The organism is Nonomuraea antimicrobica (genome assembly GCF_039536965.1).
GTDB lineage: Bacteria > Actinomycetota > Actinomycetes > Streptosporangiales > Streptosporangiaceae > Nonomuraea > Nonomuraea antimicrobica.
On record NZ_BAAAZP010000091.1, the window covers coordinates 1 to 23,713 of the forward strand.

Sequence of the window (23,713 nt, forward strand, 5' to 3'; positions counted from 1 at the left end):
CCGACCGGGACGATCTCCTCTCCGAACCGGCCCGCCGCACGGGCGGCCAGGGCGCGGACGTGGCTGCGGCAGGCGTAGGCGTCCTGGCGGTCGCGGCCGATGCCGTACGCCGCCGCCAGCGCCTCGGCCGCCGGGCCCATGTCAGGATCGGGGTGACCGTCGGGGGCGAACGGAGCCCGCTCATAGGGGGTCTGCGAGCCCAGGAACGTCCGCCGCGGCGCGGTCGAGGCGCTCTCGGCCCCTCCGGCGATCACCAGGTCCGCCTCGCCCGCGCGTACCGCCTGGGCGGCCACCAGGATCGCGGCCAGTCCGCTGCCGCACTGCCGGTCCACCGTGAGCCCCGGCACCTCGTGCCCGAGCCCGGCGGCCAGCGCCGACACCCGGGCCACGTTGCCGCCCGGGCCCATGCAGTTGCCCAGCACCACGTCGTCGACCCGCCGCCCTGGCAGCTCGGCGGCGACGGCCGCGAGCACGGGGGCGGCCAGCCGGTCGACCGTCAGCTCCTTGAAGGCGTGCCCCGCGGTGCCGATCGGCGTACGCCGCGCCGCCACAACGACCGGCGCACACGGATCGAGCCGGCCCGAGTCGCCCCTGCCGAAGTCGCCCATGTCAGGACAGCCGGCTGATGCCGGGGCGGCCTTCGGACAGCCAGCCCGCCACCACTGCCCGCGCGGGCTTGCCGGTGGGGGTGCGCGGCAGGCTCGGCACCGCGTACCAGCGGCGCGGCCGTTGCGCCACGTCGAGCCCGCACCGGGCCGTGGCCTCCAGCAACGCGCGCGGCGGCGCGGACTGCCCGGTCTCGCCGATCCCGGTCTCGATGATCGCGGTCACCACCGCGCCCAGCGACGGATGCGGCGACCCGACCACCACGACGTCGCCCACGCCGGGCACCCGACGCAGCACCTCCTCGACGTCCTCGGGCACGACGGTCGCCCCGCCGGTCTGGATCGCCCCGTCGCCGCGCCCCCGCACCCGCAGCACCTGCCCGTCCCGGTACGGTTCGGCGACGTCGCCCACGCTCACCCAGCCGTCGCCGTCGCGCCGCAGCGGCCCGGCCGCATCGCCCAGGTAGCCCTCGGCCAGCCAGGGCGAGCGCGCCCACACCTCGCCCAGCCGCCCTCCGCGCCGCCCGCCCGGCAGGTCGCGCACCTCGATCTCGACACCGGGAAAGGGACGCAGCCCGCCCCCGTCGGCGTCCACCGCCACGAACGACAGCTCCGCGGCCCCGTAGTACGCCACCACCCGCACCCCGGCCCGATCGGCCGCCTGCCGCGCGCCCGGCGTCAGCGCCGCCCCGCCGACCACGGCAACCCGCAGCGACCCGGGGTGTTCGAGCACGTCGGGCAGCCGGTGCGGCACCAGGTGCACGACGGTCGCGTCGGCCAGGTGAGCGGCCAGCGCGCCGCCGGGCCAACGCCCCGGGACGACGGCCGTCGCACCGGTGCCCAGCGCGTGCAGGGCGGCGAAGGCGTACAGGGAGGAGACCAGCGGGCCGGGCACCAGCACGACGTCGTCGGCGCCGATGCCGGTCAGCGCGTTCAGCTGCGGGTACGAGGCCGTCCACGACGCCCGGGTGCGCACGATCGCGCGGGGGCGGCCGGTGCTGCCCGAGCTGAAGCAGGCCCACGCCAGATCCTCGGGCCTGGCCCGGCGGCGTACGGGAGGGCCGGGCACCGGCGGCAGCGGCCGGTCGATCAGGACGTCGGGACGCAGCGGGGCGGTGACCCCTGCCCACCGTTCGCGGTCCCAGGTGTGCCCGCCCACCAGCGGCGTCGCCCCGGCCAGGTCGGCCGCCAGCGCGGCGACGAGCAGCTCGACCGGGTCGGCCAGGCCGACCGCGGCCAGCGCACCGGGGCCGATCCCGCGTCCGCGCAGGTGGCGGGCGGCACCGTCGATCTTGTCGGCGAGCTCGGCGTAGGTCAGCTCGCCCTCGGGGCCGCGCACCGCCACCCGCGAGGGGCGTGTGGCGGCGTGCGACATCACATGTGCGGCTACGGGCATCGGCAGGTCAACGCCCCCAGCCCGTGCGTACGCGCTCCTGGTGCACGGCTGGCACCGCGTCGGGGTAGGCCCGCTGCGTGCCACCGGCCACCACCGCGGCCAGCACCGCCTTGGCCAGGTCGCCCGGCAGGAACATGAGGCTCAGCAGGGCCGTCGCGCCGAGCGGCGCACCCGTCACCAACGCCTGCACCGGGATGCCGATCAGGTAGATCACCCCGATGCCGCCCACCACGCAGGCCACGAGCAGCCACGGCAGGCTCGGCCGATGGCCCGCCCGCTCGACGAGCCAGCCCGTCACCGCCGCGCCGGGGACCCAGCCGAGCAGGAACCCGGCCGACGGCCCAGTGAACGCGCCCAGCCCGCCCCGTCCGCCCGCCAGCAGCGGCAGGCCCGCCGCCACCAGCACGAGCAGCACCACGACGGCCAGCGCGCCCCGCCACGAGCCGAGAATGGCCCCCGCCAGCATGACGCCCAGCGTCTGCAACGTGATCGGGACCGCGTTGCCGAAGACGTTCAGTGAGCCGGGCAGGCCGAGCACCGCGATCAGCGCGGCGAACACGGCCACCCTCGCCAGGGTCCGCGTCGCGAGCTTCCCGCGCTGTTTCCCTTCGTCCTTCATGGAGCCGATCCCTTCATGGAGTCGATCCCACACCATGACGCCCGCGCTCAGGCATGGAGGTATCCCACAACATTGGCTCCGATCATCTGAGGGCGATCGATACCGGCCTTTCGCGCCGTTCCCGCCACGCGGGCGGGCGGGAGCGCCTTGGCGATCCGTTCCTGCCGGGATCGTAGTCCTTGGCCGTCGGGGCGCGGTCGGGCAGGGGCGGAGAGCCGGTGGAGGGTGGTTCTGGGCTGGTCCTGGTCGTCTGGCCAGGCCGGTCGTCCGGGTTGGGCAGGCGTCTGGGACGGGTCGGGCAGGCGTCTGGGAGGTGCGGGAAGGTCAGGCGGCCAGGCGCAGGGCGCGGGCCACGTCGGCCGTGGCGGCGGAGGTCTCGGTGGTGGTGTGGCCGTCGTGCAGGGAGGCGTCGAGGTCCTTCAGGCCGTTGCCGCTGAGCGTGATCACGACGCGCAGGCCGGGTGTCAGCTCGCCCCTGGCGTGCCGGTCGAGCAGGCCCGCCACCCCGGCCGCCGCGGCGGGCTCGGCGAAGACGCCGTCGTGGCGGGCCAGCATGCGGTAGGCGGCGAAGATCTGCTCGTCGCTCACCGCGGCGATCAGGCCGCCGGACTCGTCGCGGGCGGTGATGGCGCCGTCCCAGGTGGCCGGGTGGCCGATCCTGATCGCCCCGGCCGCCGTACGGGGCTCGGGCACGGGCACGCCGCGCACGAACGGGGCCGCCCCGGCCGCCTGGAACCCCCACAGGCGCGGCAGCGCCGCCGACCGGCCCGCCTCGCGGTAGACCCGGTAGCCGCCCCAGGTGGCGGTGATGTTGCCGCCGTTGCCCACCGGCAGGCAGTGCACGTCGGGCGCGCCGCCCAGGGCGTCCACGATCTCGTAGGCGACCGTGCGCTGCCCGGCCAGGCGCGGCTCGTTGCCCACCGAGTTGACCAGGGCGACGGGGTGGTGGGCGGCCAGTTCGCGGGCCACCCGCAGGCAGTCGTCGAAGGTGCCGCCGACCTCGACGATCTCGGCGCCGTACCGTACGGCCTGGCTCAGCTTGGCCGGCGTCACCTGCCCCTTGGGCACCAGTACGGCGGCGCCCAACCCCGCGCGGGCGGCGTAGGCGGCGGCAGAGGCGCTGGTGTTGCCGGTCGAGGCGCACAGGACGGTCTCGGCGCCCGCCTCCGCCGCCCGGCTGACCGCCACCGTCATGCCCCGGTCCTTGAACGAGCCCGTCGGGTTGGCGCCCTCGACCTTGAGCCAGACCTCGCACCCGGTGAGGCCGGACAGGTGCTCGGAGCGCAGCAGCGGGGTGTTGCCCTCGTTGAGCGAGACGGACGGGGTGGAGGAGGTGACCGGCAACCAGCGCCGGTACGGACTGTCGATCAAGCCATGCCACGTTGTCATGCAGGCAACGTAACATCTGTTTCGTTAAAGAGGTCAACCGGCAGATGATGTAACATTTGTCAGGTGGAGAACGACGCGATAACAGCCCGGCTCGGCGCCGTCTACGCGGAGCTGCCCGCCGGGGAGCGGGCGGTGGTGCGGGTGCTGCTCGACGACTATCCGTTCGCGGCGCTGGGGTCGCTGCGGGCGCTGGCCGAGCGGGCGGGGGTGAGCCCGCCGACGGCCTCGCGGCTGTTCGACCGGCTGGGGTTCGCCGGTTTCGCCGCCTTCCAGGCCGCCGTGCGGGACGGGGAGCGCGATCGTTCGCGACTGCTGGAGTACGTCAGCGCGCCCGGCTCCACCGCCTCCTCGCCCGGCGCGTCGGCGGGAGAGGAGGTGTCGCGGGCGGCCGAGGAGTTGCGTACCGGGCTGGACGGGGCGCTGGCCGTCGTCTCCGGGCAGCTCGGCGCGCAGGTGGCCGCGTTGCTGTCGGAGGCCGGGAGCGTGTGGGCGCTGGGCGGGCCGCTGAGCGAGCTGGCCGCCGAATATCTGGTCCGGCAGCTCGCCAGCCTGCGTCCCGGCGCGCACCGGGTGCCGGGGCCGGCCGCCGCCCGTGCGCGTACCGTGCTGGATCTGGGCGCGTCCGACGTGGTGGTGGCCTACGACTTCCGCCGTTACTCCCCCGCCACCGAACGTTTCGTCCGGGCCGCGCACGGCCGGGGCGCCCGCGTGGTGCTCGTCACCGACGCCTGGGGCTCACCGCTCGCCGCCCTGGCCGAGGTGCTGGTCAGCCTGCCGCGTGAGGCCGCGGGGCCGATCGCGCCGCTCGCGCACGAGATCGCCGTGACCGAGCTGCTGCTCGTCGCCGTGGCCGCCCGCCTGTCGCCCGCCCGGCGGCTGGCCGAGCTCGACGCGCTCACGCAGAGCCTGTGACCTCTCGGGTGGTCAGGCGTTTGTAGAAGAAGCTGCAGTCGCGCGGGGTGCCGTCCGGGGAGCCCGCGTAGCCGGGGACGATGCCGTAACGGGTCCAGCCGCCGGTGAGATAGACGTGCTCGGCCGTGCTGCCGGTCTCGGTGTCGAGGAGCAGTAGGTCGACGCCGGTCTCCAGCGCGGCCTGCTCGGCGGTGGCCAGCAGGGCGCGCGACAGGCCCCGGCCGCGGGCGTCACGGCGGACCATGAGCTTGACGATCTCGCCGCGGTGGCGGGCGTTGGGCTTGCCCGCGCGTACGAGGCCGACGACCCCGATCGCGCTGCCGGTCGCGCTGCCGGTCAGGGCGCCGTCGGCGCGGCAGACCCACACGAGCAGGTCGCCCGCTGCCACGGCGGGGGCCTGCGCGCGCCACCACGCCTCGGCCGCCTCATGGCCGAACGGCGTCACGAACCCCACCGAGGCACCGTCGTCGACGGCGTCGACCAGGAGGTCGGCCAGCTCCTTGACGCAGGTGCCGAACTCCTCTGCGGACAGGCGGGCGATGGCGTGCATGGACTTCCCTCCAGGGGTGACGGCCGACGGCTCGGGACCGGACACGGCTCAGGGCAGGACGACGAAGACCGCGTACCGGACCGGGGCCGGGCCGGGGCAGCGGAAACGGGAGGCTCCCCACAGACGGAACCGCAGGCAGTCACCGGCCCGCACGGTGTGCGTGCGACCGTCCGCGGTGATCTCCACCGCCCCCTCCAGGACCCAGATGTGCTGCTCCAGCCCCGGCACGGGCGGCGCGTCGTAGGCGATGTCGGCCCCCGGCCTGAGAGTGCCCTCGACCACCTCGCCGCGCAGCCCGAGGTGGGGCGGTGACACCGAGCGGCGGACGAACCCCGACTCCTCGTCACGCCACACCGGCTGCGCGGCGGCGCTCACGAGCTGCGGCGCCTGCGACTCCACCTCGGCCAGCAGCCGCGACATCGTACGGCCGTGCACCTCGCACAGCTTGCCCAGCAGCGCCGCGGTGGGGCTGATCTCGCCGCGCTCCAGCCGCGACAGCGTCGAGCGGCTGATCCCGGAACGGCCCGCCAGCTCATCCAGCGACCAGCCCCGCTCGACGCGCAACGCGGCCAGCCGATCGGCGAGCCTGGACTCCACGTCATCCGTCTGTCTCACATACGGGATCCTATCCCAAATCTGGGAAGCGCCAGCGCGGCGGCCAGACAGGCGACGGGGATCACGGGCAGCACGTACCGGTGGTCGAAGTCCAGGACCATGACCGGGCCGACCAGCAGCCCCATCGCGACCGCCCACGGCAGCAGCGCCGTACGCGGGCGCAGCACCGCCCCGGCCGCTCCGAGCAGCAGGATCGCGCCCAGCAGCGGGCCGCGCAGGTAGGCGGGGTACTGGTAGGCGATGAGGAAGTCGGCGTACGGCGAGACCGACGACTGGGCCCGGATGTCCGGGTCGTACTCCCGTTTCACCTTGTCCACCAGCGGCTGCTCGGGCAGCCCCCACACGCCGTGCCGGAAGCCGAAGGCGGGCGTGGTGCGGTCGGGGTGCGGGATCGGGGTCCAGGAGAAGGCGATGGACGTGTCGCGGATGACGTTGCCCAGATAGTCAAGCGGCTGGGCCAGGATCGCGCCGATCGCGAACTCGCGGGCCAGGTCGTTGTGCGAGAAGCGGTCGCCGGGCAGCCGGTTGAGCGAGGCGTCGGCGGCCCAGACGTATTCGGAGGCGGCGTCCACGCGGGTGCCGTTGGGGCACAGCGGGGCCAGCTCGGGCGGCGGCTGGATGCGGGCGCAGTCGGCGAACGTCATCGTGCGCGCCCACAGGGCGACCCCGTCGGCGCCGCTGAGGGCGAAGCGGCCGTGGTGCTGGGCGTACCAGGCGGCGTACCCGGCCAGCGGCAACGCCCCGGCCAGCGACAGCGCGGCCAGGCGGCGCACACCCACCCGCTGGACGGCCAGCACGAGCACGACGAGCAGGAACAGCGGCAGCGCGATCGTCCGGGTGAGCGCCGCCGCCGCGAACAGCAGGCCCGCCCCCGTGAACGCGCGCACCGACGGCCGCGGCGACCACAGCAGCACGCTCAGCCCGGCCACGACCAGGAAGATGAACAGCGTGTCGGACAGGACCCCGTGCTCCAGCCGCAGGAACGAGGCGTCGAGCAGTTGCGGCACGGTGGCCACCGATGCCGCCCACCCCGGCAGCGACCTGCGGCGCAGCACCGCGTAGAGCATGATCCCGATGGCCAGGCCCAGGGTGTGCTGCACGGCCACGATCAGTTCCACGCTGTGGAACGGCAGCAGTGCCCGCAACAGCAGCGGGTAGCCGATGGGGTGGAACGTCGCCGAGGGCGCCAGGTGCACTGCGGTGTCGAGGTAGGTGTAGGAGTCGTACCAGTAGAGGGTGGCGGGCCGGTAGCCGAGCATCGTCACCACCCGAAGGGCGGCGGCCACCACGAGCAGCACGGCGAAGACGCGGTGGTCCGCGAGGGCGGCGAGACGGCGCGGCGCGGGCAGCGCCGTCCGGAGGTCTGTGAGCACGGAAGATCCGATCGTCGGCGGGAAATCCGCGCATGCGAAACAGAACGCACGGCGGTGGGTGAAGCGGCGGCTCAGCCGCGCACGAAGAGACGGCGCGACGGGCTCGACCCGCCAGGCGGCGGCAGGGGGCGCGCACCGGCACGGCTACGGGCGCGCGTCGGCGGCGGTCCGGGGCACGGCCGAACCCTCGCCGCGCCCCGGACCGGCCCCGTCAGCAGGTACGGTCGGGCGGCCGCTCAGTGGTGGTGGGTTCGGGGCCGATCAGGAGGAGGGCCAGGCCGTCGGCGCTCATCACGCCGTCGTGGACGCGCCAGTCGTCGGGGGCGGACCACCGCAGGTCCTGTCCCGCCGAGGTGTAGCTCGCCCTCACGTCGCGCTCGCGCAACATCGTGGTGACCTCGGCGACGCTCCGGTTGACGAAGTCCACGCAGTACAGGGGCTCGCCGGGCATGGCGACGCCGGGCGGCATCTGGTACTGCTCGCCGGGAGCGGCCCGCCGGCCGAGCACGACCTCGGCTCGCCTGGCGAAGTCGACCGGCACCCTCAGGCCGATCGGGCAGCCGCCCCACCGAGGACAGGGCTGCGGGGAGTCGATGGTCGTGATCGGCCCCTCCGCGGGCACCGGTTTCCCGGCCCTGAGCCGGTCCATGTCGTTGAGCACGAACATCTGACCGGTCAGGCTCGCGGAGGTCGGCCAGAGCCGGAGCGTGATGTCCAGGCCACGGGCCCGCAGCTCCCTCTCATACACATTGGGCTCGGCCATCAGGTCCTTGACCGTGATCACGTAGTGGTCGCCGTCGCGTTCGATGTCCAGCGCGGCGGAGGCCGGAGCCTGGGCGACGCCGAACGACAGCAGAGCGGTCAGCAGGGCCAGCACCGGGACGGCCGCCCACCGGCGGGGTCTCGGCACGGCGAACCAGCGGCGGCGCGCGGCCCGCGGCGGAGGGACGGGGAGCGCGGTGATCTCCTCCAGCAGGTCCCCGGCCAGCGGGGTCAGGCCGGGCCCGGGATCGGGTGCGATGCCGGCCACCAGGCGGTCGAGGTCGTGCATCACAGCGCCCCCTTCGTCAGCGCGACGGCGCGCAGGCCGATGCGGGTCACGTCGAGCCCCGCGGTCTGCAACTGCCTGGCCAGGCGTTTGCGGGCCCGGTGCAGCCGTAACCGGGCGGCGCCTGACGAGCAGCCGAGCACCGTGGCGATCTCGTCGGAGCCCAGCCCCTCCCACCCGGCCAGCGCGAGGACCTCGCGGTCGTCGTCGCTCAGGCGCGCGTACGCCTCGCGTACGCCGTCGAGGTCGTCGGGCGGCTCGGCCGACTCCGCCCAGAGGGCGAGCTGGGCGCCCAGCCGCTCCACCAGCTCGCTGCGGCGGGACTCGGCCCGGCGGCCGTTGGCCAGCACGCGGCGGGCCACGCCGAACAACCACAGGCGCGCGTCGTGTCCCCCGGGCACGTCGTCGAGGCGACGCCAGGCCGTGGTGAAAGTCTCGGCGAGCGCGTCGGCGGCGTCGTCGTGAGAGTCCGTACGCCGCCGGATGTAGGCCAGTATGTCGGCGTAGTTGGCAACGTAGATCTCCTCGAAGCGCTGTTTGCGATCATGGAGTGTCACGCTGTTGCCTGCTCTCAATCCGGCGGACCCGACACCGTGTACCTGTCCGGAACCGCCGCAGCGTTTCACCCCAATTTGCGCGAATCGCAGAATCGCCGATCGCGCGGGCCCGTCACCGCGACGCACGGCAGCTCGTACCCGGGGCAACCGGCGACCCGCCGCCGTCGGCATGGGAAAGCGAGCGGAGCAGGTGGGTGAGGTGTGGCGCCGGGCCCGGACGCCGTTCCAGGATACGTCCCACCTGTCCGCGTTGTCACAGCGGCACCCCGCCGTCGCTCAGTTCAGCAGCGGTACGAGCTGCTCCTCCTCGTAGTCCAGGTGGGCCTCCAGCTCGCGGGTGAGCCGGTCCACCCCGGCGCGCAGGTCCTCCGGTGCGACGTCGTCGTCGGCGAGCAGCGCCTTCAGCTCGCCGAGCAGCCGCGCGACCACCTCGTGCTCGGCGCGCAGCCGTGCCATCACCTCGGCCAGCTCCGGATAGCGGCCCTCCAGGGCGGGGAACATTCCGGCGTCCTCGTGCGAGTGGTGCACGTGCAGCCCCTGGCACATCGTCAGGCAGGTGACGCGGAGCTGCGCGGCCACACGCGGCCCGGACGCGGCCACCTCCCTGCGGATCAGGGCCAGCTCCCGGCGGAAGGCGTCGTGGATGGTGATCAGCGCGTCGCCCAGGGGCCCGGCGGGCGGACCGGCGTCGATCGGCAGCAGCGCCACCACCGGCAGGACGCGTCCGGAGCTTTCCTGGTAGCGGCCCCAGCCGGGGTCCGTCTCGACGGCGCGGGCGAACAGCCGATCCCGTTCCTCGCCCTCGAGCACGACCGCCTTGGCCTGGTAGGTGAAGATGCCGTCCTCGACGGTGACCTGCGGGTTGGCGCGCAGGTTGTGGTACCAGGACGGATGCGACGGCGCGCCCCCGGCCGAGGCGATGACGAGGAGACGGTCGCCGTCGGGCAGGTAGCCGAGCGGCGTCGTGTGCATGGCGCCGGTCCTGGCGCCGACGGTGGTCAGCAGGAGCAGCCGGGCTCCCTCGAACGGGCCGCCGACCTGGCCCCGGTTGGCACGGAATTCGTCGATGATCTGCTGGTTGAAGTTGTTGGGCATGCTGAGCTCTGGCTCCTGGCGTGGTGGGTGTCCGATGACCTGGAAAACCCCGCACGGGCATGCCGAGGCGCGCGGATGCTCTTACGACACCGCCGCAGGCATGGGATGACGCACGGGGGCGGTGTGCTCAGGCACGACCGATGGTGTGAGTAGCCATGGCGTCATCCCCTTTGATCGAGCGCCTCCATGCCCCCGTCGTCCTCCCGGCCGGCGACACGCGACGCGACGGTCATTACGCCCACATCGCACCGCGCCTGTCAAGCCGCGCGGCGGCACGGTGCGGTTCGTTGCTTGTCCGGTGCTTGTCCGGTGCTTGTCCGGTGCGCGAGGACGGAGTCGAACCGCCACAGCCGAAGCGTCCGGTTTACCGCCGGGTGGGCTCACCATGTGCCCAGCTCGCGCGCGAAACAATGGCCGCGGCGATGACCGCAGCCCATCCGGGAACTACCCGGCAGTGGCCCCAGCAGGATTCGAACCTGCACGTGACCCGGCTTCGTAGGCCGGCGCTCTGTCCATTGAGCTATAGGGCCGGTGAAATACCCCGTACCGGATTCGAACCGGCGATCTCCCGGGTGAAAGCCGGGCGTCCTTACCACTAGACCAACGGGGCACGTCTCCCTCCCGGGAGAGTTCGTACGTCCGGCGGGATTCGAACCCGCACCGTCCGGCTCCTTAGGCCGGTGCCTCTGCCATTGGGCCACGGACGCGTGGAAAGCCGCAGCGGGGACTCGAACCCCGTCCTGCCGGTTGGAGGCCGGCTGCCTTACCGGTTCGGCTTCTGCGGCACGTGGACCGACGGGATCTCGAAACCCGAACTCCTGCTTGCAAGGCAGGTGTGATGCCTTTTCACCATCAGCCCTTCGAATGACAAGGAAAAGGCCGCCAGGAGGTGCCCGGCGGCCTCGGATGAATCCGTTGCGAGGATTATCCGGAAGCCTCCCCCGGCAGCGCGCGACCGAGCGCCTCGGCGCGGCGATAAAGACGCCGTTCCGACTCGCGTGCGGCGGCTGCGATCTGCATGACTGGCCTTTCCCTGGATCTGGTGGGTGGCGGATTCGGGCCCGCCTCCCGTGTTTCGACATGGTCGACGGTAATGGTAGGCACGGCGGCCGTGCCACTCATTTATTCGACGTGTGAGAATCCCGCGGGGTTTCAGCCACGGCGGCCCTGATTTGACCCTGACGCCACGTCAACGTCATAACGTGGAGGCATGCGGATCGGAGAGCTGGCCGCGCTGCTCGGGGTGTCCACCCGGACGGTGCGGCACTACCACCATCAGGGCGTGCTGCCGGAGCCGCCGCGCCTGGCCAACGGCTACCGCGAATACGGCATGCGCGACGCCGTCGCCCTGGCCCGCGTCCGCCGGCTGGTCGAGCTGGGGCTGAGCCTCGACGAGGCGCGCGACGTCATCGACGACGACCGTTCCAGGGCGCTGCCCGAGATCCTCGCCGAGATCGACGCCGACCTGGCCGCGCAGGAGCGGGAGATCCGGCTGAAGCGGGCCCGCCTCGCCGAGGTGCTGCAGCGGGCCGAGGACGGCTCGCTCGGCCTCGACGACACCGCCTCGCCCGACCTGCTGGCCTTCCTGCGGATCATCGACGTGCCCGCGTCGAGGGCGGCGGCCTGGGACCGCGACCTGCTCGTGCTGATGGACAGCGTGCCCGGCGCGGGCGATCGGGGGCGGGTGCTGGCCATGTTCGACGGGCTGGCCACCGACCCTGACACGCGGGCGCGCGGGCACGAGTTCTACCGCGGGCTCGACGAACTGGCCGAGGCCGAGCCCGGCGACCCGCGCGTCGGGCCGCTCGCCGAGGTGCTGGCCGACTACAGCATGGAGCACGTGCTGGCCGATCTCGGCCCGGGCGCCCGGTGGGATCCGGAGATGGTCGAGCCCTTCCTCGACGGGCTGGCCCCGGCGCAGGCCGAGGTGGTACGCCGGGCCATCCGGCTCATCGCCGCCCGCGTACGCTCCTGGTGACGACGGCCCCTCTCGGACGCCGTCACATCTCCTGGGCCGACAGGTTCATGATCGGGTGCACCTCCACGGCCGCGAACCTGGCGTCAGGGAACCGGGCGGCGATCTCGTACGCGCGCTCCGGGCTCTCGCAGTCGACCACGAAGAAGCCCGCGAGCTGTTCCTTGGCCTCGACGTACGGGCCGTCGGTGGTGACCGGCGTTCCCTCGCGCACGCGTACGGTCCTGGTGTGCACCGGGGCGGCCAGCGCCTCACCGCCGACCAGCTCGCCCGACTCCACGATCTCCTTCATCAGCGCCTCGAACTGCTCGCTCATCTCCTCGTGCTCGTCCTGCGACATCGTCTCGGCCTCCGCGGCGCGCAGGAACGACGGGTGACCCCAGGTCCGCGGGTTGGTGTAGATCATCAGCAGGTACTTCATGGCGTTCGGCTCCTCACCCTTCGCGGTGCCCCGGATCGGGCGACTCAAGCACGGGTCGGAGCCGAAGAGCCGGTTTCGACGTACCGGCCTACTCCCCGCGCCACGTCTCGCGGGACAGGCTCATCGACACCAACGACCACCACTGATCGCCGACCTGGGTGACCCGCTCGTCGACGCTCTCCTGGCGGAAGCCCAGCCGCTCGTACAGGCGCCTGGCCCCGCCGTTGTGGGCGAAGACGCCCAGGGTGACCCGCGGCACCCCCGGGTCGGCGAACGCGGTGCCGAGGGCCGCCTCGACCATGGCCCGGCCGTGTCCCCTGCCACGGGCGGCCGGGGACACCAGGACCAGGCCCAGGCGTACGGAATGATCGGAGTCCGGACGCAGCGTGAGGCTTCCCACCGGGCTCCCGGCGGCGTCGGCCGCCACCAGGAAACGGCGCGTGGGGTTGGCGGCCTGGAAGCCGAGCAGTTGGCCGGCGTCGAAGGGCCAGGTGAAGCCGACGCTGCCGGACCAGGTGACCAGCGTGTCCAGGCCGTCGATCCAGGAGACGATCGTGGCGGCGTCGGCGGGTTCGAACGCGCGTAGCTCGATCATCCGACCAGTACTACTGCAGCACCGGCAAAGGGGTCAAACAGCGGCGACCCGCCTAGCTCAGGGCCTGGAGGCGGTCCGTCTCGTCGTCGGTGAGCCGCAGGTCTGCGGCCGCGACGTTCTCGGCGAGGTGCGCGAGGTCGCCGGTGCCCGGGATGGCCAGGACGTGTGGCCCCTGCCGGAGCGTCCAGGCCAGGCGTACCTGGGCGGGCGACACCCCGTGCGCCCGCGCCACGGCCAGCACGCTCTCGTGCTCGGACGCTGCGGCGCCCGACTCCCGCCCGGACCCGGCGATCGCGAAGAACGGCACGAACGCGATGCCCCGCTCGCCGCAGACGCGCAGCAGCTCGCGTTCGCGGGCGGGCGCGCCGAGGCCGAAGGCGTTCTGCACGCACACGACCGGCGCGATGGACTGGGCCTGCGTCAACTGCTCCAGCGTGACGTTGGAGACCCCGAGGTGGCGGACGAGCCCGGCGTCACGCAACTCGGCCAGGGCGGTGAAGTGCTCGGCGATCGAGCCGCCGCGCAGGCTCGGCGGGACGCGGAGGTTGACCACGTCGAGGTGGTCGCGGCCGAGCCCGCGCAGGTTGTCCTCGACCTGGCCGCGCAACTGCTCGGGCGTGGCCCAGTGCCACTCGCCCGACGCGTCCCTGCCCGGCCACACCTTCGTGGCGATGACCAGCACGTCCGGGTACGGAGCCAGCGCCTGCCTGATCAGCTCGTTGGCCGCCAGCTCCCCCGAGAAGTAGAACGCGGCCGTGTCGATGTGGTCGACCCCCAGCTCGATCGCGCGCCGCAACACCGCGATCGCCCCATCGCGGTCACGGGAGGCGGCGGCGCCGAAGGCCGCCCGGCCGGTCAGGCGCATCGCGCCGAACCCGATCCGGTTGACGGTCAGGTCGCCGAGCCGCCACGTGCTCGTCTGCATGGTCATACGTGCTCCTCGCGGTAATCGCGGTCATCGAAGGAACGACCGAGGAAGAGAAAGGTCGCCGGTCGTCGGCCCGCACGCCCGGACGCGGGCATGAAAAAAGCCTCCCCGGCCGGAGCGAAACCGGCCGAAGAGGCTTGAACGTCGTAGAACACTTTATCAGTCCCCGGGAACCGGGCTGAACCGCCGCCCTCCGGCGAGGTGTGCCGTCTCCCGGTTTCCCCGGTTGCGAAAATAGGCAGACCGGTCTACTTTTTCTGGCATGGGACGGAAAGGTGACGAGACGCGCGGGCGGCTGCTCGACGCGACCCAAGAGCTGATCGAGACCGGCGGCTACTTCGGCGCGGGGCTCAACCAGGTGATCGCGGCCAGCGGCATGCCCAGGGGCTCGCTCTACTTCCACTTCCCCGGCGGCAAGGACCAGTTGGTGGCCGAGGCGCTGCGACGGGCCGGGCGGGAGATCGGCCAGGCGGTGCGCGACCTCACCGCCACCGCCCCCGACGCGACCGGCCTGGTCACCGGGATGCTCCGGCTGCTCGGCGACCGGCTCGAAGGCTCCGGCTGGCGCAAGGGCTGCCCGGTCGCGACCGTCGCCCTGGAGCTGGCGGCCTCGAACGACGTGCTCCAGCAGGTCTGCGCCGAGGTGTACGACACCTGGGAGCGCGCCCTGCGCGACCGGCTGGCCGCCGACGGGCAGGCCGACGCCGACGATCTCGCCACCACCGTGCTCGCCCTGGTCGAGGGGGCGCTCCTGCTGGCCAGGGCGCGTCGCGACCGCGAGCCGCTCGACCGCGTGGCCCGGCGGATCCCGATCCTGCTCGGCGGCTGAATCCGAGGAGGCGCGGGGTTCCGCGTGCCCAAGAAATATGTAGATCGATCTATTTTGAGGAGTTGTCCATGCCACCCGACTCGATCGTCTTCGGGGCCGCCGGATTCATCGGGCGCTGCCTCGTGGCCGAGCTCCTGCGCCGCGGCCGGGCGGACGAGGCCGCCGTCCGCGGCGACGGCGACCGGCTGACCGCGTGGCTCACCGGCCAGGGCGTTCCCCTGGACGGGCTGAGCGTCGTACGGGCCGACATCACCCGTCCCGGCCTCGGCCTCCCCGCGACCGGCCTGGACGACGTGCGCGACGTCCACAACTGCGCGGCGCGCTTCGCGTTCGGCCTGAGCGTCGCCGAGGCCAGGGCCGCGAACGTGACCGGGGCCCTGAACGTCCTCGACTGGGCCGCCGACCTGAAGAGCCTGCGCCGGGTCGTGCACCTCAGCGGCTACCGGGTGAGCGGGCCCGGCGGCGGGCCGCCCGACTACCGCGGGCTGGGCGCGTACGAGGCGTCCAAGAAGGAGGGGGACGCGGCTGTGCGGGCGCGCGCCCGCGAGCGCGGCATCCCGCTGACCATCGCCAACCCGGCCACGGCGATCGGGCAGGGGCAGTTCCTGGGGCTGGCGTCGGTGGTGTCGGACCTGTGGCACGGACGGCTGCCCGCCGTGCCTGGCGGGCGTGAGGTGTTCGTCCCCGTGGTGGACGTCGGTTACCTCGCCGCCTTCCTGGCCGCGTTGCCCGGGGACGAGCGGACCGAGGGACAGGCGTACTGGATCCTCGACGACCGCACCCCCGTCCTGCCCGATCTCCTCGAACTGCTCGCCACGCACATGGGCGTGCGGGCTCCCCGCCGGACGATCCCGGTCGGGCTCCTGCGCCGCCTGCCCCGCGCGCTGACCGGCGCCGATCCGGAGACGTTGTCGTTCCTGTCCACCGACCGGTACGACACCGCGCCCGCCGACGCCTTCGCCGAACGCATCGGCCTGCGGCGGCCCCCGATCGAGCCCACACTCCGAGCCTGGGCCGACGACCTGGTGGCGGCCCGCTTCGGCGCGATCGCCGCACCCCCGCGCCCTTACGGCTACCAACAAGTGGCGGGCACCGCCACCTGGGTCACCGGGGAGCGCGTACGACCGGCCCACGTGCTGCTGTACGGCCTGCCCCTCGACTCCGGCTCCTGGGCGCAGGTCGCCGACCGGCTGGACGGCCCCGTCCTGGCGGCCGACCTCCCGGGGCTGGGCGGGTCGGGACCCGGGCACCGCCCCCTGGAGGAGTGGCTGGCCGACCTGTTGCGCTCGGCGGAGACCCGTCCGGTGCTCGTCGCGCACTCGCTGGCCTGCGGCCCGGCCATCCGTTTCGCCGCCGCCCATCCGGAGCGCCTGGCCCGGCTGGTGCTCTTCGCGCCCGCCGTGCTGCAGGCCCCGTCGCCGTGGCCGCTGCGGTCCGGGGGCGCGGCGGCCGTGCTGCGGCGTACGCCGCCCGCCCGGCTGGCCCGCCTGCTGGGCCTGCCGGAAGGCGCCGTGGCGGCCCCCTTCTCCCGTCCCGGCCAGGCCCGCCGGGCCGTCGCCGCGCTGCGTGCCCTGCACGCCGACCGCCACGACCTGCGCCGTGCCCTGGACGGCCTGGACGTGCCCGTGGAACTCGTCGCAGGTTCGGCCGACCCGCTGACCGTGGCGGTGGATCGTCCGGTGACCACGATCGACGGCGCCGGACACTATCCCCAGCTCACCCACCCCGAGGCCGTCGCCGCCGCCATCACCGTTCGCGCAGGGAAGGGGCAGGCTGCTGTGTGACGCGCTCCCTGCCCCTTCTGTATGGATCTCACGATCCGGGGGACATCGCCCTCCGGACTCGTAACAGGTGGGGCTCTTCGGCGCGCTGGTGGTCACCACCAGTCGGTGACGTACAGCTTGCCGCGGATGACACCGCCCGCGCGGAACCGCCAGGCATCGTCGCTGCTGGTGGACTGGGCCGCGCTGGTCTTGGTCTGGCCGTTGGCGGTGATGGTGAACGGGCCGCACTGAATCCAGGTCCTGCCGTGGTCGCGAGTCCAGTCCATCCAGATCAGATCACCCGACCGGGTCTGGCCCTGGATCTTGGCGAAGCCGCGCGACGTGGTTTCGTGCCCGAGGACGACGGTCTGGATATTGATTTCCACGGTCCTGGAATCGTCCTGCTTGTAGACCTGCTTGATACCGCTGGCGCTGTCGGAGATGTCGCGGAAGCCGTTCGCGCCCCCTACGCACTCCGCCTGGCTCGCCGCATGTGCTGGGCCGGCCAATCCGGTGATCATCTGGCTGCCTACGATCGCCGCCAAGGCGACCCCCGTACGCAGGCGCCTCTTTCTCATTTCTCCTCCAGTGCTCGACGTGAACACGCAGGACCGTCGCATGACCCGGCCTGCTCGCGGCCTGTGGGCCGTACGAGCACCTTCACATTCTTCGCGGCATTGCCACCAGGGTCGGCACCCGGACATTGACCGGACATCTGGCGCTTGTCGCAGGCATATTCCGGCACCTCGATCAGCGGCGGCGGACCCGCGACCGGTGGCGTCCACCCCACCTCGACGTCCCGTTCCCGGGGCCGGAGCGGGAGGTCCACCTGGGCGGACGCGGCCTGGACATCGTGGTGTCGGCGTTCGCTCAAGACCTGAGCATGCTGGTCCCCGCCGACCGGCACGGACCCCTGACCCTGGTGCTGCCGACGTCTCCCGATCCCGGTACGGCGCTGTCCCTGTGGACGTCACCGCGACCGCCGGCCCATCACCGGCTGGCCGCGCTGCTCGGCCCGACCAGAGCGGCGGTGCTGGAAGCCGTCGCCGAGGGTCGCGGCACCGGACAGATCGCCCGCCACCTGGGCATCTCCCCGGCCGGCGCCAGTCAGCACGCCACCGTGCTACGAGAGGCCGGTCTGATCGCCACCACCCGTCACCGTAACGCCGTCCGCCACACCCTCACGCCCCTCGGTGCACTGTTGCTCAACGGCGGCCGGGAAACGTACCCGAGCGATGTCGCGGTGAGGAGCAGACGGGGACCGAACGATGACGCGCAGCATCTTCAGGACACCGGCCTCACGGAGCGACCAGGAGTGGGATCCGGCGATCAGGGTGTTCACCGGGGAGGCTGGTAACCGCTGCGCGGCAGTGCTCCTGCGCAGGACTCCGCCTCTGCCGAGTACAGCGCCACCGGGCCCAGGGTCAGCATTCCGCTGGCGGCGCCGGCGTGTTCTGCACCGGCATCGCGCAGGGAAGCCGCAGCGTGTGCGGCGATTTCGCGCTCGCCGAGGTGTACGGCCGCGCGGGCGGTCAGGCACCACATGGCCTCCTGCATGTGGTCACGCGCCGGTTCGGGCACCGCGGCGAGGGCGGTACGGGCCTCCTCGACCCGGTCCTGGGCGAGCAGCACGAGGGGTAGCGCCCAAGGCCGGTACGGGCCCCAGTCGAGGTCGGGGTCAGTGGGCGCGGGCCGGTCGTGCAGCAGACGCAGCCCCAGGAGGGCGAGCGGGAACAGGCCACGGTGCAACCCCGGCATTCCGGCCGTCCGGAGGGCGTTCTCGGCAGCGCGGTAGTGCGCCGCGGCCGTGGCGGCGGTCGGTCCGCCCGGTTCGGTGCTGCGGGCGGCCGCGGTCCGGGCCTGGAACCATCGCGTGAGGACGAAGACGAGGGGCGCCTCGGTGGCGGCGGCGAGCTGTTCGGCGGCCCTGGCGTGCGAGGCTGCGGCGTCGAGGTCGCCGAGGGCCGAGGCGGATTGCAGGCGGATGAGCCGGCCGAGCACGGCGAAGTTCGGCAGCTCGTGCCGGGTGGCCAGGTCGAGGATCTCGGCGCCGATCCCGTCCCGTACTGCTGCCAGCCCGGGGCGGGTGAAGGACTGCAGGAACACCCCGTTGAGGGCGAAGGCCAGCAGGGCGGGGTCGGCGAGGTCCCGTGCCAGCGCCTCGGCCTGCCGTGCCGCCTGCTGCGCGCGCCTCAGCTCGGCCCCGGACAGGTCGGCCCCGGACAGATCGGCCCTGGACAGATCGGCGCTGCGGCTCTCGACGGCGATCGTGGCCAGGAGGCGGGCGGACAGGTCGGCGGGGCCATCGGGGCCGAGCGCGGTGAGCGTGCGCTCGGCGGCCGCGACGACGGCGCGGGACTGCTCAGGGTCGTCGGCCCGGCTCCAGATGGCGGGCACGTCGTAGGCGCCGATGACCCGGGCGGTCAGGGAGAGGTCTCCCGTACGTTCCGCCGCCTGGACTGCGGCGAGGCGGTCGCGCCGCGAGTGGACGAGCGCGTCGCCACCCGCCAGTGCGAGGGTGCGGGCCAGGTCCACGGTGGTGCGCGGGCCGAGCCGGACGCCGGGGCCGGTCCACGCGGTACGTGTGCCTTCGAGGGGCGCTGACCTGTTGAGGATGTCCGTTTCCAGCCGCTGGAGTTCGGCACTCGGGTCGAGTCCGAGTTGATCGACGAGCATCGCGCGGGCGCGGCGGAGGGAGGCCAGCGCGTCGGCCTGGCGGCCCGCACGATACAGCGCGCGGGCCAGCAGGCCCCAGGCCGGCTCGCGCCACGGATGCTCGGCGACGTGGGCACCCAGTTCGGCGACGAGATCGTCCCCTTCGCCGTGGTCGAGGAGGATGCGGGCGCGCAGTTCCACCCCCTCCAACCTCAGTTCCTCCAGCCGGGTCCGCTCGCGCTGCGCCCATGCGGAGCCGGGCACATCGGCGTAGGCGGGTCCGCGCCAGGCCGCGAGCGCCGCGCCGAGGTCGGTCACCGTGTCGGGGTCGCGCCGGGCGCGGGCCAGGGTGTCCTCGAACCGATGGACGTCCACGTCCTCACGCGGCAGGCGCAGCGCGTAGCCGGGACCTTCGGTGACGATGACGCGCGGCGGATCGCGGGGCGGCCGGTCGGGTTCGAGAGCGCGGCGCAGCGCGGCGACGAACGTCCGCAAAGCGCCCACGGCTCGGGCCGGTGGATCGTTCCACAGGTCGTCGACGAGGGTGTCGGTGGTGACCATCCGTCCCTCGGCGGCGACGAGCCGGGCGAGCACCTCACGATGGCGGGGCCCGCCCAGGTCGATCGGGCTGCCGTCGTCGCGGAGGGCTCGTACGGCACCGAGCACGTCGATTCGCATGTCCCCATCCTGTATGCCGGGGGTCGGCTGTGCTCAACCGTACTGATTGGCTGCTGATCGGCGTCGTCCAGGCTGATCCGGACAGTCCCCGGCCCGAAAGGACGGCCCTTCATGACGCTCACCATTCCCGGTTTCGATCACCTCCGCCTGCCCGGTGCGAACGGTGTGGAGCTGGCTGCCGCTGTCGGCGGCAGCGGCACCCCGGTCGTGCTGTTGCACGGTTTCCCCCAGACCCACCTGATGTGGCGGCACGTTGCCGAGCGGCTCTCCGGCGAGCACACGATGATCTGTCCTGACCTGCGGGGCTACGGCGCCAGCGACAAGCCGGCGGCCACCGATCCCGATGTGTACGCCAAACGCACGATGGCCGCCGACGTCGTGACCCTGGCGGCGGCGCTCGGCCACGAACGCTTTGCCCTCGTCGGCCACGACCGGGGCGCCCTGGTCGCCTTCCGGGCGGGGTTGGACCACCCGGAGACCATCACGCACCTGGGCATCCTCGACATCGTGCCGACCCTCGACATGTGGGACGTTCTGCACGGCGTTTCGGCGGCGGTCGGCTACCACCTCTTCCTGATGGCGCAGCCGCCGGGCCTGCCGGAGGTGTTGATCGCCAACAGCGCGGACACGTTCTTCGGCTCGTTCCTCGACACCTGGGCCAACGACCCGAGCGCCGTACCGGAGGAGGTGCGTGCCGAATACCTGCGGGCAAGCGCCGCGGCGGTGATGTCGATCGTCGCGGACTACCGGGCCTCGGCGGGGATCGACGTCACGCACGACCAGGCGGACCTGGACGCAGGGTCGCAACTGGCCATGCCCGTGACGGTCGTCCAGCAGGACTGGGGCTCGCAGCTTGGCTACGACGCTGCCGCGGTGTGGAAGGCGTGGGCGCCGGACCTGGACCACCGACTGACCCGAGCGGGGCACTTCATGGCCGAGGAGGCACCCGACGAGATCGCGGCGGCGATCCGGGACCTGCTGGCCCGCTGAACCCTCTGTTCTCGGCGGCTTCAACACCTTTGGTCGATGCCTGCGACGGCCCGCGCCATCACCGATTACGGGCCAGAGCCGATCACACACCTGGACGGACCTGCTGGGGGCGCGTTCGGGAGCGGAGGGCCGTCCTGGCCACAGAGGCCGAGCCGGGAATCTCGACCGCACTCCCTACCGCTACTGCCGCGACTCTCTTCGATCAGCAGATACCAGTCGACCTCCGCGCAGAGCGCCTTTTCCTCTGGGGTCTTACATTTGCCGCTCCAGGCGAACGTGAGCCGAAGTACGAAATGCGTCGCGCATCCGTGGGGGCGGCGAGTGCGCGCAACCGGGTCAGATGCCGGGCCGTGGTGTCGATGGCGAGTTCGGCTCGCTTTTCCAGGTCCAGGAATTTCGGGGTGGCCGCGTTTTCTCTGGCCCTCTTGCCCTGCCGTATCCGTCGCCTCGCCCAGTCGCCCCAGCGCTGATCGCGGCTCTTCCTGCTGGAGGACGCCCGTTGTCGCAGGTACTCCCCCGACCAGAAGAGCTGATCGTGGATTCCCGCTGGACACGGTGGCCGCGACTGTGCGCGGCCACCGGGGCGGCGTTTCCTTCTGCGATGCCGACAATCATCACACAACCAGCGAACAACATCGCTGTCAATCTCTTGTCAATATCGGTCATGCGAGATGTCATTTCGGCCCTGCGGGCGCTGGCGCCAGCGTTTCGCTGTCAAATGTCTTTGGTTCATGGCCGCCCTGAGCCGAAAACGGGGAAGGTGCTGCGGGGGCGGTCATGACCGGTGGGGTGGTGAGCGTTCAGTCGAGGTGGGCGTCGTACTCGTCGCGGTTGGCGAGCACCTCGTCCATGTGCGCTTCGGCCCACACCTTGACGCCGAGAATCACGTGGTGGAGCGAGAGGCCGAGGGCGGTCAGCTCGTACGTGACCGTGACCGGCACCGTCGGCGTCACCGTGCGGGTGACCAGCCCGTCGCGCTCAAGGGAGCGCAGCGTCTGGGTGAGCATCTTCTGGCTGACCCCGGCCAGCCTGCGGGCCAGCTCGGAGTAGCGCATCGATCGAGGCTCACCGGCGGCGCAGTCGGACCCTGGTTGATGCGGGCCGTCGCTGCCGAGCGCGGCCAGGATCAGCGCGACCCACTTGTCGGAGATCCGGTCGAGCAATTGGCGGCTGGGGCAGTTCGCCAGGAACGCGTCGTAGTCCCCCTTCGCCTGCGCCCGCTTCTGGGCCGCCGTCCGTGTCGGCATAGACCGCTCCTTCCTACCGGCGGGTGACCTACGCACTTCTGGGTGCCTACTTCCCGCTGGAGAGCTATCTGCCCATAGTGAAGCAGGTCAATCGGCGAACACCAGCCATGAGGAGCGAAACCATGAGCAACTCTACTTTCCGGATGGCCGCCATCCGCACCCCGACAGGCCCCGACTCGATTGAGATCATCGACGTCCCCGTCGTCGAGCCAGGGCCCGGCGAGGTCCGGGTGACGGTCGCCGCCGCGTCGGTCAACCCCGTCGACCTCGGGGTCGCCCGCGGTATCTTCCACGCCATGGGCCTGATCAACCAGCCCGAACGCACCGGCCTGGGCTGGGACTTCTCCGGGACCGTCGTCGCCACCGGCCCCGGCGTGGACCTGAGCACCGGCACCCGGGTCGCCGGGCTGGTCGACGGCTTCGACCGTGACTTCGGCACCCACGCCGAACAACTCGTCGTACGGGCCCCCGACATCGCCGTCGTCCCCGACGGGCTGGACCTGATCGCGGCGTCGACGGTGCCGCTCAACGGGCTGGCCGCCGCCCAACTCGTCGATCTGCTCGGTGACGCCCCCAGCGACGGCAGCCGGTTGCTGGTGACCGGGGCGGCCGGCGCGGTCGGCGGGTACGTCGTCTCGCTCGCGCAGGACCGCGGCTGGCAGGTGACCGGTCTGGCCAGAGCCGGGGACGAGGAGTTCGTCCGTGGCCTGGGCGCCGAGTTCACCACGAACGCGGAGCCGGGCTGGGACGCGGTCGCCGACGGTGCGGCGCTGCAGGAGAGGGGCCTCGCCCTGGTCCGCGACGGCGGGGTCTTCGTCGGCGTCCAGCCGAGCGCCGAACCGACCGCGGAGCGCGGGGTCACCGTGCACGTCGTGGTCGCGCATCCCGACGGCGCTCGACTCGGCGACCTGCTCGCCCGCACCGCGTCGGGTGAGCTGCCCGCCCGCGTGCACGCGGTCATGCCGCTGGACCAGATCGCCGAGGCCCACCGCGCCATGGCCAAGGGCGGAGCCCGCGGACGCTACGTGCTCAAACCCTGACCAGCTCGCCCGGAATTCGGCGGGAGCCGTACGTTCCGGCCCTGTCGCTCAACCGTGAAGTACGCGGACGCCACGTGTTCGAGCCCTGACCAACTCGCTGGGATTTCGGGGAGCCCTATGTTCCGTTCCACTGCCCTTGTACGGGGGCGGCGGCTCTCGGTGAAGGGCGTGGACCTCGTCCACTCCAGCATGCTCGCCGTCGGCAAGAAGGCCAGCCGGGACAAGGGCAGCAGGACACCGGATCAGTGGAAGCCCGCCAGGAAGGAGTTCGGGTGACGCGACGATCCGGGCCTGCACCAAGAGCCGGCCTGACGATCACGAAGAAGGAGAAGAAGCCCTCCGCGACATGCTCGCCACCTGCCCGAAGGCGGCGCTAGTGGCCCGTCACGCAACCTTGGCCGGGTAACTGGTCCAGCTTCGGATGGGTGAGGTG

General features: G+C 72.6%; 24 protein-coding genes and 6 tRNA genes. 8 read left to right on the forward strand and 22 right to left on the reverse strand.

Translation table 11 applies throughout. The features are described 5' to 3' along the window. The 4 genes from ABD844_RS25005 to thrC all read right to left on the reverse strand — a co-directional run. A partial coding sequence (locus ABD844_RS25005; protein WP_344882584.1) for a thiolase family protein occupies positions 1-608 on the reverse strand: 608 nt, incomplete at its 3' end. A 1-nt stretch (position 609) separates the two neighbouring features. After that, positions 610-2,001: a class I adenylate-forming enzyme family protein gene (locus ABD844_RS25010; protein ID WP_344882587.1), complete on the reverse strand. Its 1,392-nt coding sequence runs from the start codon at positions 1,999-2,001 to the stop codon at positions 610-612. A gap of 7 nt (positions 2,002-2,008) precedes the next feature. Beyond that, positions 2,009-2,620, reverse strand: coding sequence for a biotin transporter BioY (locus ABD844_RS25015; protein ID WP_344882590.1), 612 nt, complete (start codon positions 2,618-2,620; stop codon positions 2,009-2,011). A 324-nt stretch (positions 2,621-2,944) separates the two neighbouring features. Next, complete coding sequence (gene thrC, locus ABD844_RS25020) at positions 2,945-4,009, reverse strand: threonine synthase (RefSeq protein WP_344882592.1); 1,065 nt, start codon at positions 4,007-4,009, stop codon at positions 2,945-2,947. A 63-nt stretch (positions 4,010-4,072) separates the two neighbouring features. Here thrC and ABD844_RS25025 point away from each other — a divergent pair, with 63 nt between their 5' ends. Further along, entirely contained in the window at positions 4,073-4,921 is an 849-nt protein-coding gene (locus ABD844_RS25025) for a MurR/RpiR family transcriptional regulator (RefSeq protein WP_344882595.1), read from the forward strand. Here ABD844_RS25025 and ABD844_RS25030 read toward each other — a convergent pair. From ABD844_RS25030 to ABD844_RS25085, 12 genes are all read right to left on the reverse strand, one after another. Further along, positions 4,905-5,471 (reverse strand): GNAT family N-acetyltransferase, encoded by a 567-nt coding sequence (locus ABD844_RS25030; RefSeq protein ID WP_344882598.1) that lies wholly within the window; start codon positions 5,469-5,471, stop codon positions 4,905-4,907. The two genes, ABD844_RS25025 and ABD844_RS25030, sit on opposite strands and share 17 nt — an antisense overlap. A gap of 48 nt (positions 5,472-5,519) precedes the next feature. Further along, complete coding sequence (locus ABD844_RS25035; RefSeq protein WP_344882601.1) at positions 5,520-6,086, reverse strand: helix-turn-helix domain-containing protein; 567 nt, start codon at positions 6,084-6,086, stop codon at positions 5,520-5,522. After that, entirely contained in the window at positions 6,083-7,459 is a 1,377-nt protein-coding gene (locus tag ABD844_RS25040; protein ID WP_344882604.1) for a hypothetical protein, read from the reverse strand. Before ABD844_RS25040 ends, ABD844_RS25035 begins: the two co-directional genes overlap by 4 nt. Positions 7,460-7,670: 211 nt before the next feature. Continuing rightward, on the reverse strand, positions 7,671-8,510 hold the full coding sequence (locus ABD844_RS25045) for a hypothetical protein (protein WP_344882607.1): 840 nt from the start codon (positions 8,508-8,510) through the stop codon (positions 7,671-7,673). Beyond that, the gene (locus ABD844_RS25050; protein ID WP_344882610.1) at positions 8,510-9,064 is read right to left on the reverse strand and encodes an RNA polymerase sigma factor; all 555 of its coding nucleotides are present in this window, start codon (positions 9,062-9,064) and stop codon (positions 8,510-8,512) included. The genes ABD844_RS25045 and ABD844_RS25050 overlap by 1 nt, the downstream gene beginning before the upstream one ends. Before the next feature lie 276 nt (positions 9,065-9,340). After that, entirely contained in the window at positions 9,341-10,159 is an 819-nt protein-coding gene (locus ABD844_RS25055) for a nitroreductase/quinone reductase family protein (protein ID WP_344882613.1), read from the reverse strand. A 321-nt stretch (positions 10,160-10,480) separates the two neighbouring features. Beyond that, a tRNA-Tyr gene (locus ABD844_RS25060) sits at positions 10,481-10,561 on the reverse strand. Positions 10,562-10,614: 53 nt separating this feature from the next. Next, a tRNA-Arg gene (locus ABD844_RS25065) sits at positions 10,615-10,689 on the reverse strand. A 7-nt stretch (positions 10,690-10,696) separates the two neighbouring features. Next, a tRNA-Glu gene (locus tag ABD844_RS25070) sits at positions 10,697-10,769 on the reverse strand. A 24-nt stretch (positions 10,770-10,793) separates the two neighbouring features. Beyond that, positions 10,794-10,866 (reverse strand) — tRNA-Leu (locus tag ABD844_RS25075). Positions 10,867-10,872: 6 nt separating this feature from the next. After that, a tRNA-Gly gene (locus ABD844_RS25080) sits at positions 10,873-10,944 on the reverse strand. Between the two features lie 3 nt (positions 10,945-10,947). Further along, positions 10,948-11,018, reverse strand: a tRNA-Ala gene (locus ABD844_RS25085). 351 nt (positions 11,019-11,369) lie between these two features. On the opposite strand from ABD844_RS25085, the gene ABD844_RS25090 reads away from it, so the two are divergent. Beyond that, positions 11,370-12,137, forward strand: a complete 768-nt coding sequence (locus ABD844_RS25090; protein WP_344882616.1) for a MerR family transcriptional regulator — start codon at positions 11,370-11,372, stop codon at positions 12,135-12,137. Between the two features lie 22 nt (positions 12,138-12,159). Here the strand turns inward: ABD844_RS25090 and ABD844_RS25095 are convergent, their stop codons facing one another. The 3 genes from ABD844_RS25095 to ABD844_RS25105 form a co-directional block, all read right to left on the reverse strand. Then, positions 12,160-12,555, reverse strand: a complete 396-nt coding sequence (locus tag ABD844_RS25095; protein WP_344882619.1) for a YciI family protein — start codon at positions 12,553-12,555, stop codon at positions 12,160-12,162. An 88-nt stretch (positions 12,556-12,643) separates the two neighbouring features. Continuing rightward, entirely contained in the window at positions 12,644-13,150 is a 507-nt protein-coding gene (locus ABD844_RS25100) for a GNAT family N-acetyltransferase (RefSeq protein WP_344882622.1), read from the reverse strand. A gap of 52 nt (positions 13,151-13,202) precedes the next feature. Beyond that, complete coding sequence (locus ABD844_RS25105) at positions 13,203-14,081, reverse strand: oxidoreductase (protein WP_344882625.1); 879 nt, start codon at positions 14,079-14,081, stop codon at positions 13,203-13,205. A 259-nt stretch (positions 14,082-14,340) separates the two neighbouring features. Here ABD844_RS25105 and ABD844_RS25110 point away from each other — a divergent pair, with 259 nt between their 5' ends. Continuing rightward, positions 14,341-14,907 carry a TetR/AcrR family transcriptional regulator gene (locus ABD844_RS25110; RefSeq protein WP_344882628.1) on the forward strand — a complete coding sequence of 189 codons (567 nt, stop codon included), beginning with the start codon at positions 14,341-14,343 and terminating at the stop codon, positions 14,905-14,907. A 68-nt stretch (positions 14,908-14,975) separates the two neighbouring features. After that, positions 14,976-16,691 (forward strand): alpha/beta fold hydrolase, encoded by a 1,716-nt coding sequence (locus tag ABD844_RS25115; RefSeq protein ID WP_344882630.1) that lies wholly within the window; start codon positions 14,976-14,978, stop codon positions 16,689-16,691. A gap of 92 nt (positions 16,692-16,783) precedes the next feature. On the opposite strand, the gene ABD844_RS25120 is transcribed toward ABD844_RS25115, so the two are convergent. After that, positions 16,784-17,215, reverse strand: coding sequence for a hypothetical protein (locus ABD844_RS25120; RefSeq protein ID WP_344882633.1), 432 nt, complete (start codon positions 17,213-17,215; stop codon positions 16,784-16,786). 158 nt (positions 17,216-17,373) lie between these two features. Here ABD844_RS25120 and ABD844_RS25125 point away from each other — a divergent pair, with 158 nt between their 5' ends. Then, positions 17,374-18,027 (forward strand): ArsR/SmtB family transcription factor, encoded by a 654-nt coding sequence (locus tag ABD844_RS25125; protein WP_344882636.1) that lies wholly within the window; start codon positions 17,374-17,376, stop codon positions 18,025-18,027. Here ABD844_RS25125 and ABD844_RS25130 read toward each other — a convergent pair. Further along, entirely contained in the window at positions 18,009-20,003 is a 1,995-nt protein-coding gene (locus tag ABD844_RS25130; protein WP_344882639.1) for an AfsR/SARP family transcriptional regulator, read from the reverse strand. The genes ABD844_RS25125 and ABD844_RS25130 overlap by 19 nt on opposite strands. 111 nt (positions 20,004-20,114) lie before the next feature. Here ABD844_RS25130 and ABD844_RS25135 point away from each other — a divergent pair, with 111 nt between their 5' ends. Further along, positions 20,115-20,993, forward strand: a complete 879-nt coding sequence (locus tag ABD844_RS25135; RefSeq protein WP_344882642.1) for an alpha/beta fold hydrolase — start codon at positions 20,115-20,117, stop codon at positions 20,991-20,993. A gap of 800 nt (positions 20,994-21,793) precedes the next feature. Here ABD844_RS25135 and ABD844_RS25140 read toward each other — a convergent pair. After that, positions 21,794-22,240, reverse strand: a complete 447-nt coding sequence (locus tag ABD844_RS25140) for a winged helix-turn-helix transcriptional regulator (protein ID WP_344882645.1) — start codon at positions 22,238-22,240, stop codon at positions 21,794-21,796. Positions 22,241-22,362: 122 nt separating this feature from the next. Between ABD844_RS25140 and ABD844_RS25145 the strand changes: the two genes are divergently transcribed. Beyond that, positions 22,363-23,280 (forward strand): NADP-dependent oxidoreductase, encoded by a 918-nt coding sequence (locus ABD844_RS25145; protein ID WP_344882648.1) that lies wholly within the window; start codon positions 22,363-22,365, stop codon positions 23,278-23,280. A 117-nt stretch (positions 23,281-23,397) separates the two neighbouring features. Beyond that, a complete protein-coding gene (locus ABD844_RS25150; RefSeq protein WP_344882651.1) occupies positions 23,398-23,556 on the forward strand; it encodes a hypothetical protein in 159 nt (52 codons plus the stop codon). Positions 23,557-23,713 lie beyond the last annotated feature (157 nt).

Coding starts and splice junctions, on each gene's coding strand:
- ABD844_RS25010 (WP_344882587.1), bottom strand. CDS start 2,001: ATGCCCGTAGCCGCACATGTGATGTCGCACGCCGCCACACGCCCCTCG.
- ABD844_RS25015 (WP_344882590.1), bottom strand. CDS start 2,620: ATGAAGGACGAAGGGAAACAGCGCGGGAAGCTCGCGACGCGGACCCTG.
- thrC (WP_344882592.1), bottom strand. CDS start 4,009: ATGACAACGTGGCATGGCTTGATCGACAGTCCGTACCGGCGCTGGTTG.
- ABD844_RS25030 (WP_344882598.1), bottom strand. CDS start 5,471: ATGCACGCCATCGCCCGCCTGTCCGCAGAGGAGTTCGGCACCTGCGTC.
- ABD844_RS25045 (WP_344882607.1), bottom strand. CDS start 8,510: ATGCACGACCTCGACCGCCTGGTGGCCGGCATCGCACCCGATCCCGGG.
- ABD844_RS25055 (WP_344882613.1), bottom strand. CDS start 10,159: ATGCCCAACAACTTCAACCAGCAGATCATCGACGAATTCCGTGCCAAC.
- ABD844_RS25090 (WP_344882616.1), top strand. CDS start 11,370: ATGCGGATCGGAGAGCTGGCCGCGCTGCTCGGGGTGTCCACCCGGACG.
- ABD844_RS25095 (WP_344882619.1), bottom strand. CDS start 12,555: ATGAAGTACCTGCTGATGATCTACACCAACCCGCGGACCTGGGGTCAC.
- ABD844_RS25100 (WP_344882622.1), bottom strand. CDS start 13,150: ATGATCGAGCTACGCGCGTTCGAACCCGCCGACGCCGCCACGATCGTC.
- ABD844_RS25105 (WP_344882625.1), bottom strand. CDS start 14,081: ATGACCATGCAGACGAGCACGTGGCGGCTCGGCGACCTGACCGTCAAC.
- ABD844_RS25110 (WP_344882628.1), top strand. CDS start 14,341: ATGGGACGGAAAGGTGACGAGACGCGCGGGCGGCTGCTCGACGCGACC.
- ABD844_RS25115 (WP_344882630.1), top strand. CDS start 14,976: ATGCCACCCGACTCGATCGTCTTCGGGGCCGCCGGATTCATCGGGCGC.
- ABD844_RS25130 (WP_344882639.1), bottom strand. CDS start 20,003: ATGCGAATCGACGTGCTCGGTGCCGTACGAGCCCTCCGCGACGACGGC.
- ABD844_RS25135 (WP_344882642.1), top strand. CDS start 20,115: ATGACGCTCACCATTCCCGGTTTCGATCACCTCCGCCTGCCCGGTGCG.
- ABD844_RS25140 (WP_344882645.1), bottom strand. CDS start 22,240: ATGCCGACACGGACGGCGGCCCAGAAGCGGGCGCAGGCGAAGGGGGAC.
- ABD844_RS25145 (WP_344882648.1), top strand. CDS start 22,363: ATGAGCAACTCTACTTTCCGGATGGCCGCCATCCGCACCCCGACAGGC.
- ABD844_RS25150 (WP_344882651.1), top strand. CDS start 23,398: ATGTTCCGTTCCACTGCCCTTGTACGGGGGCGGCGGCTCTCGGTGAAG.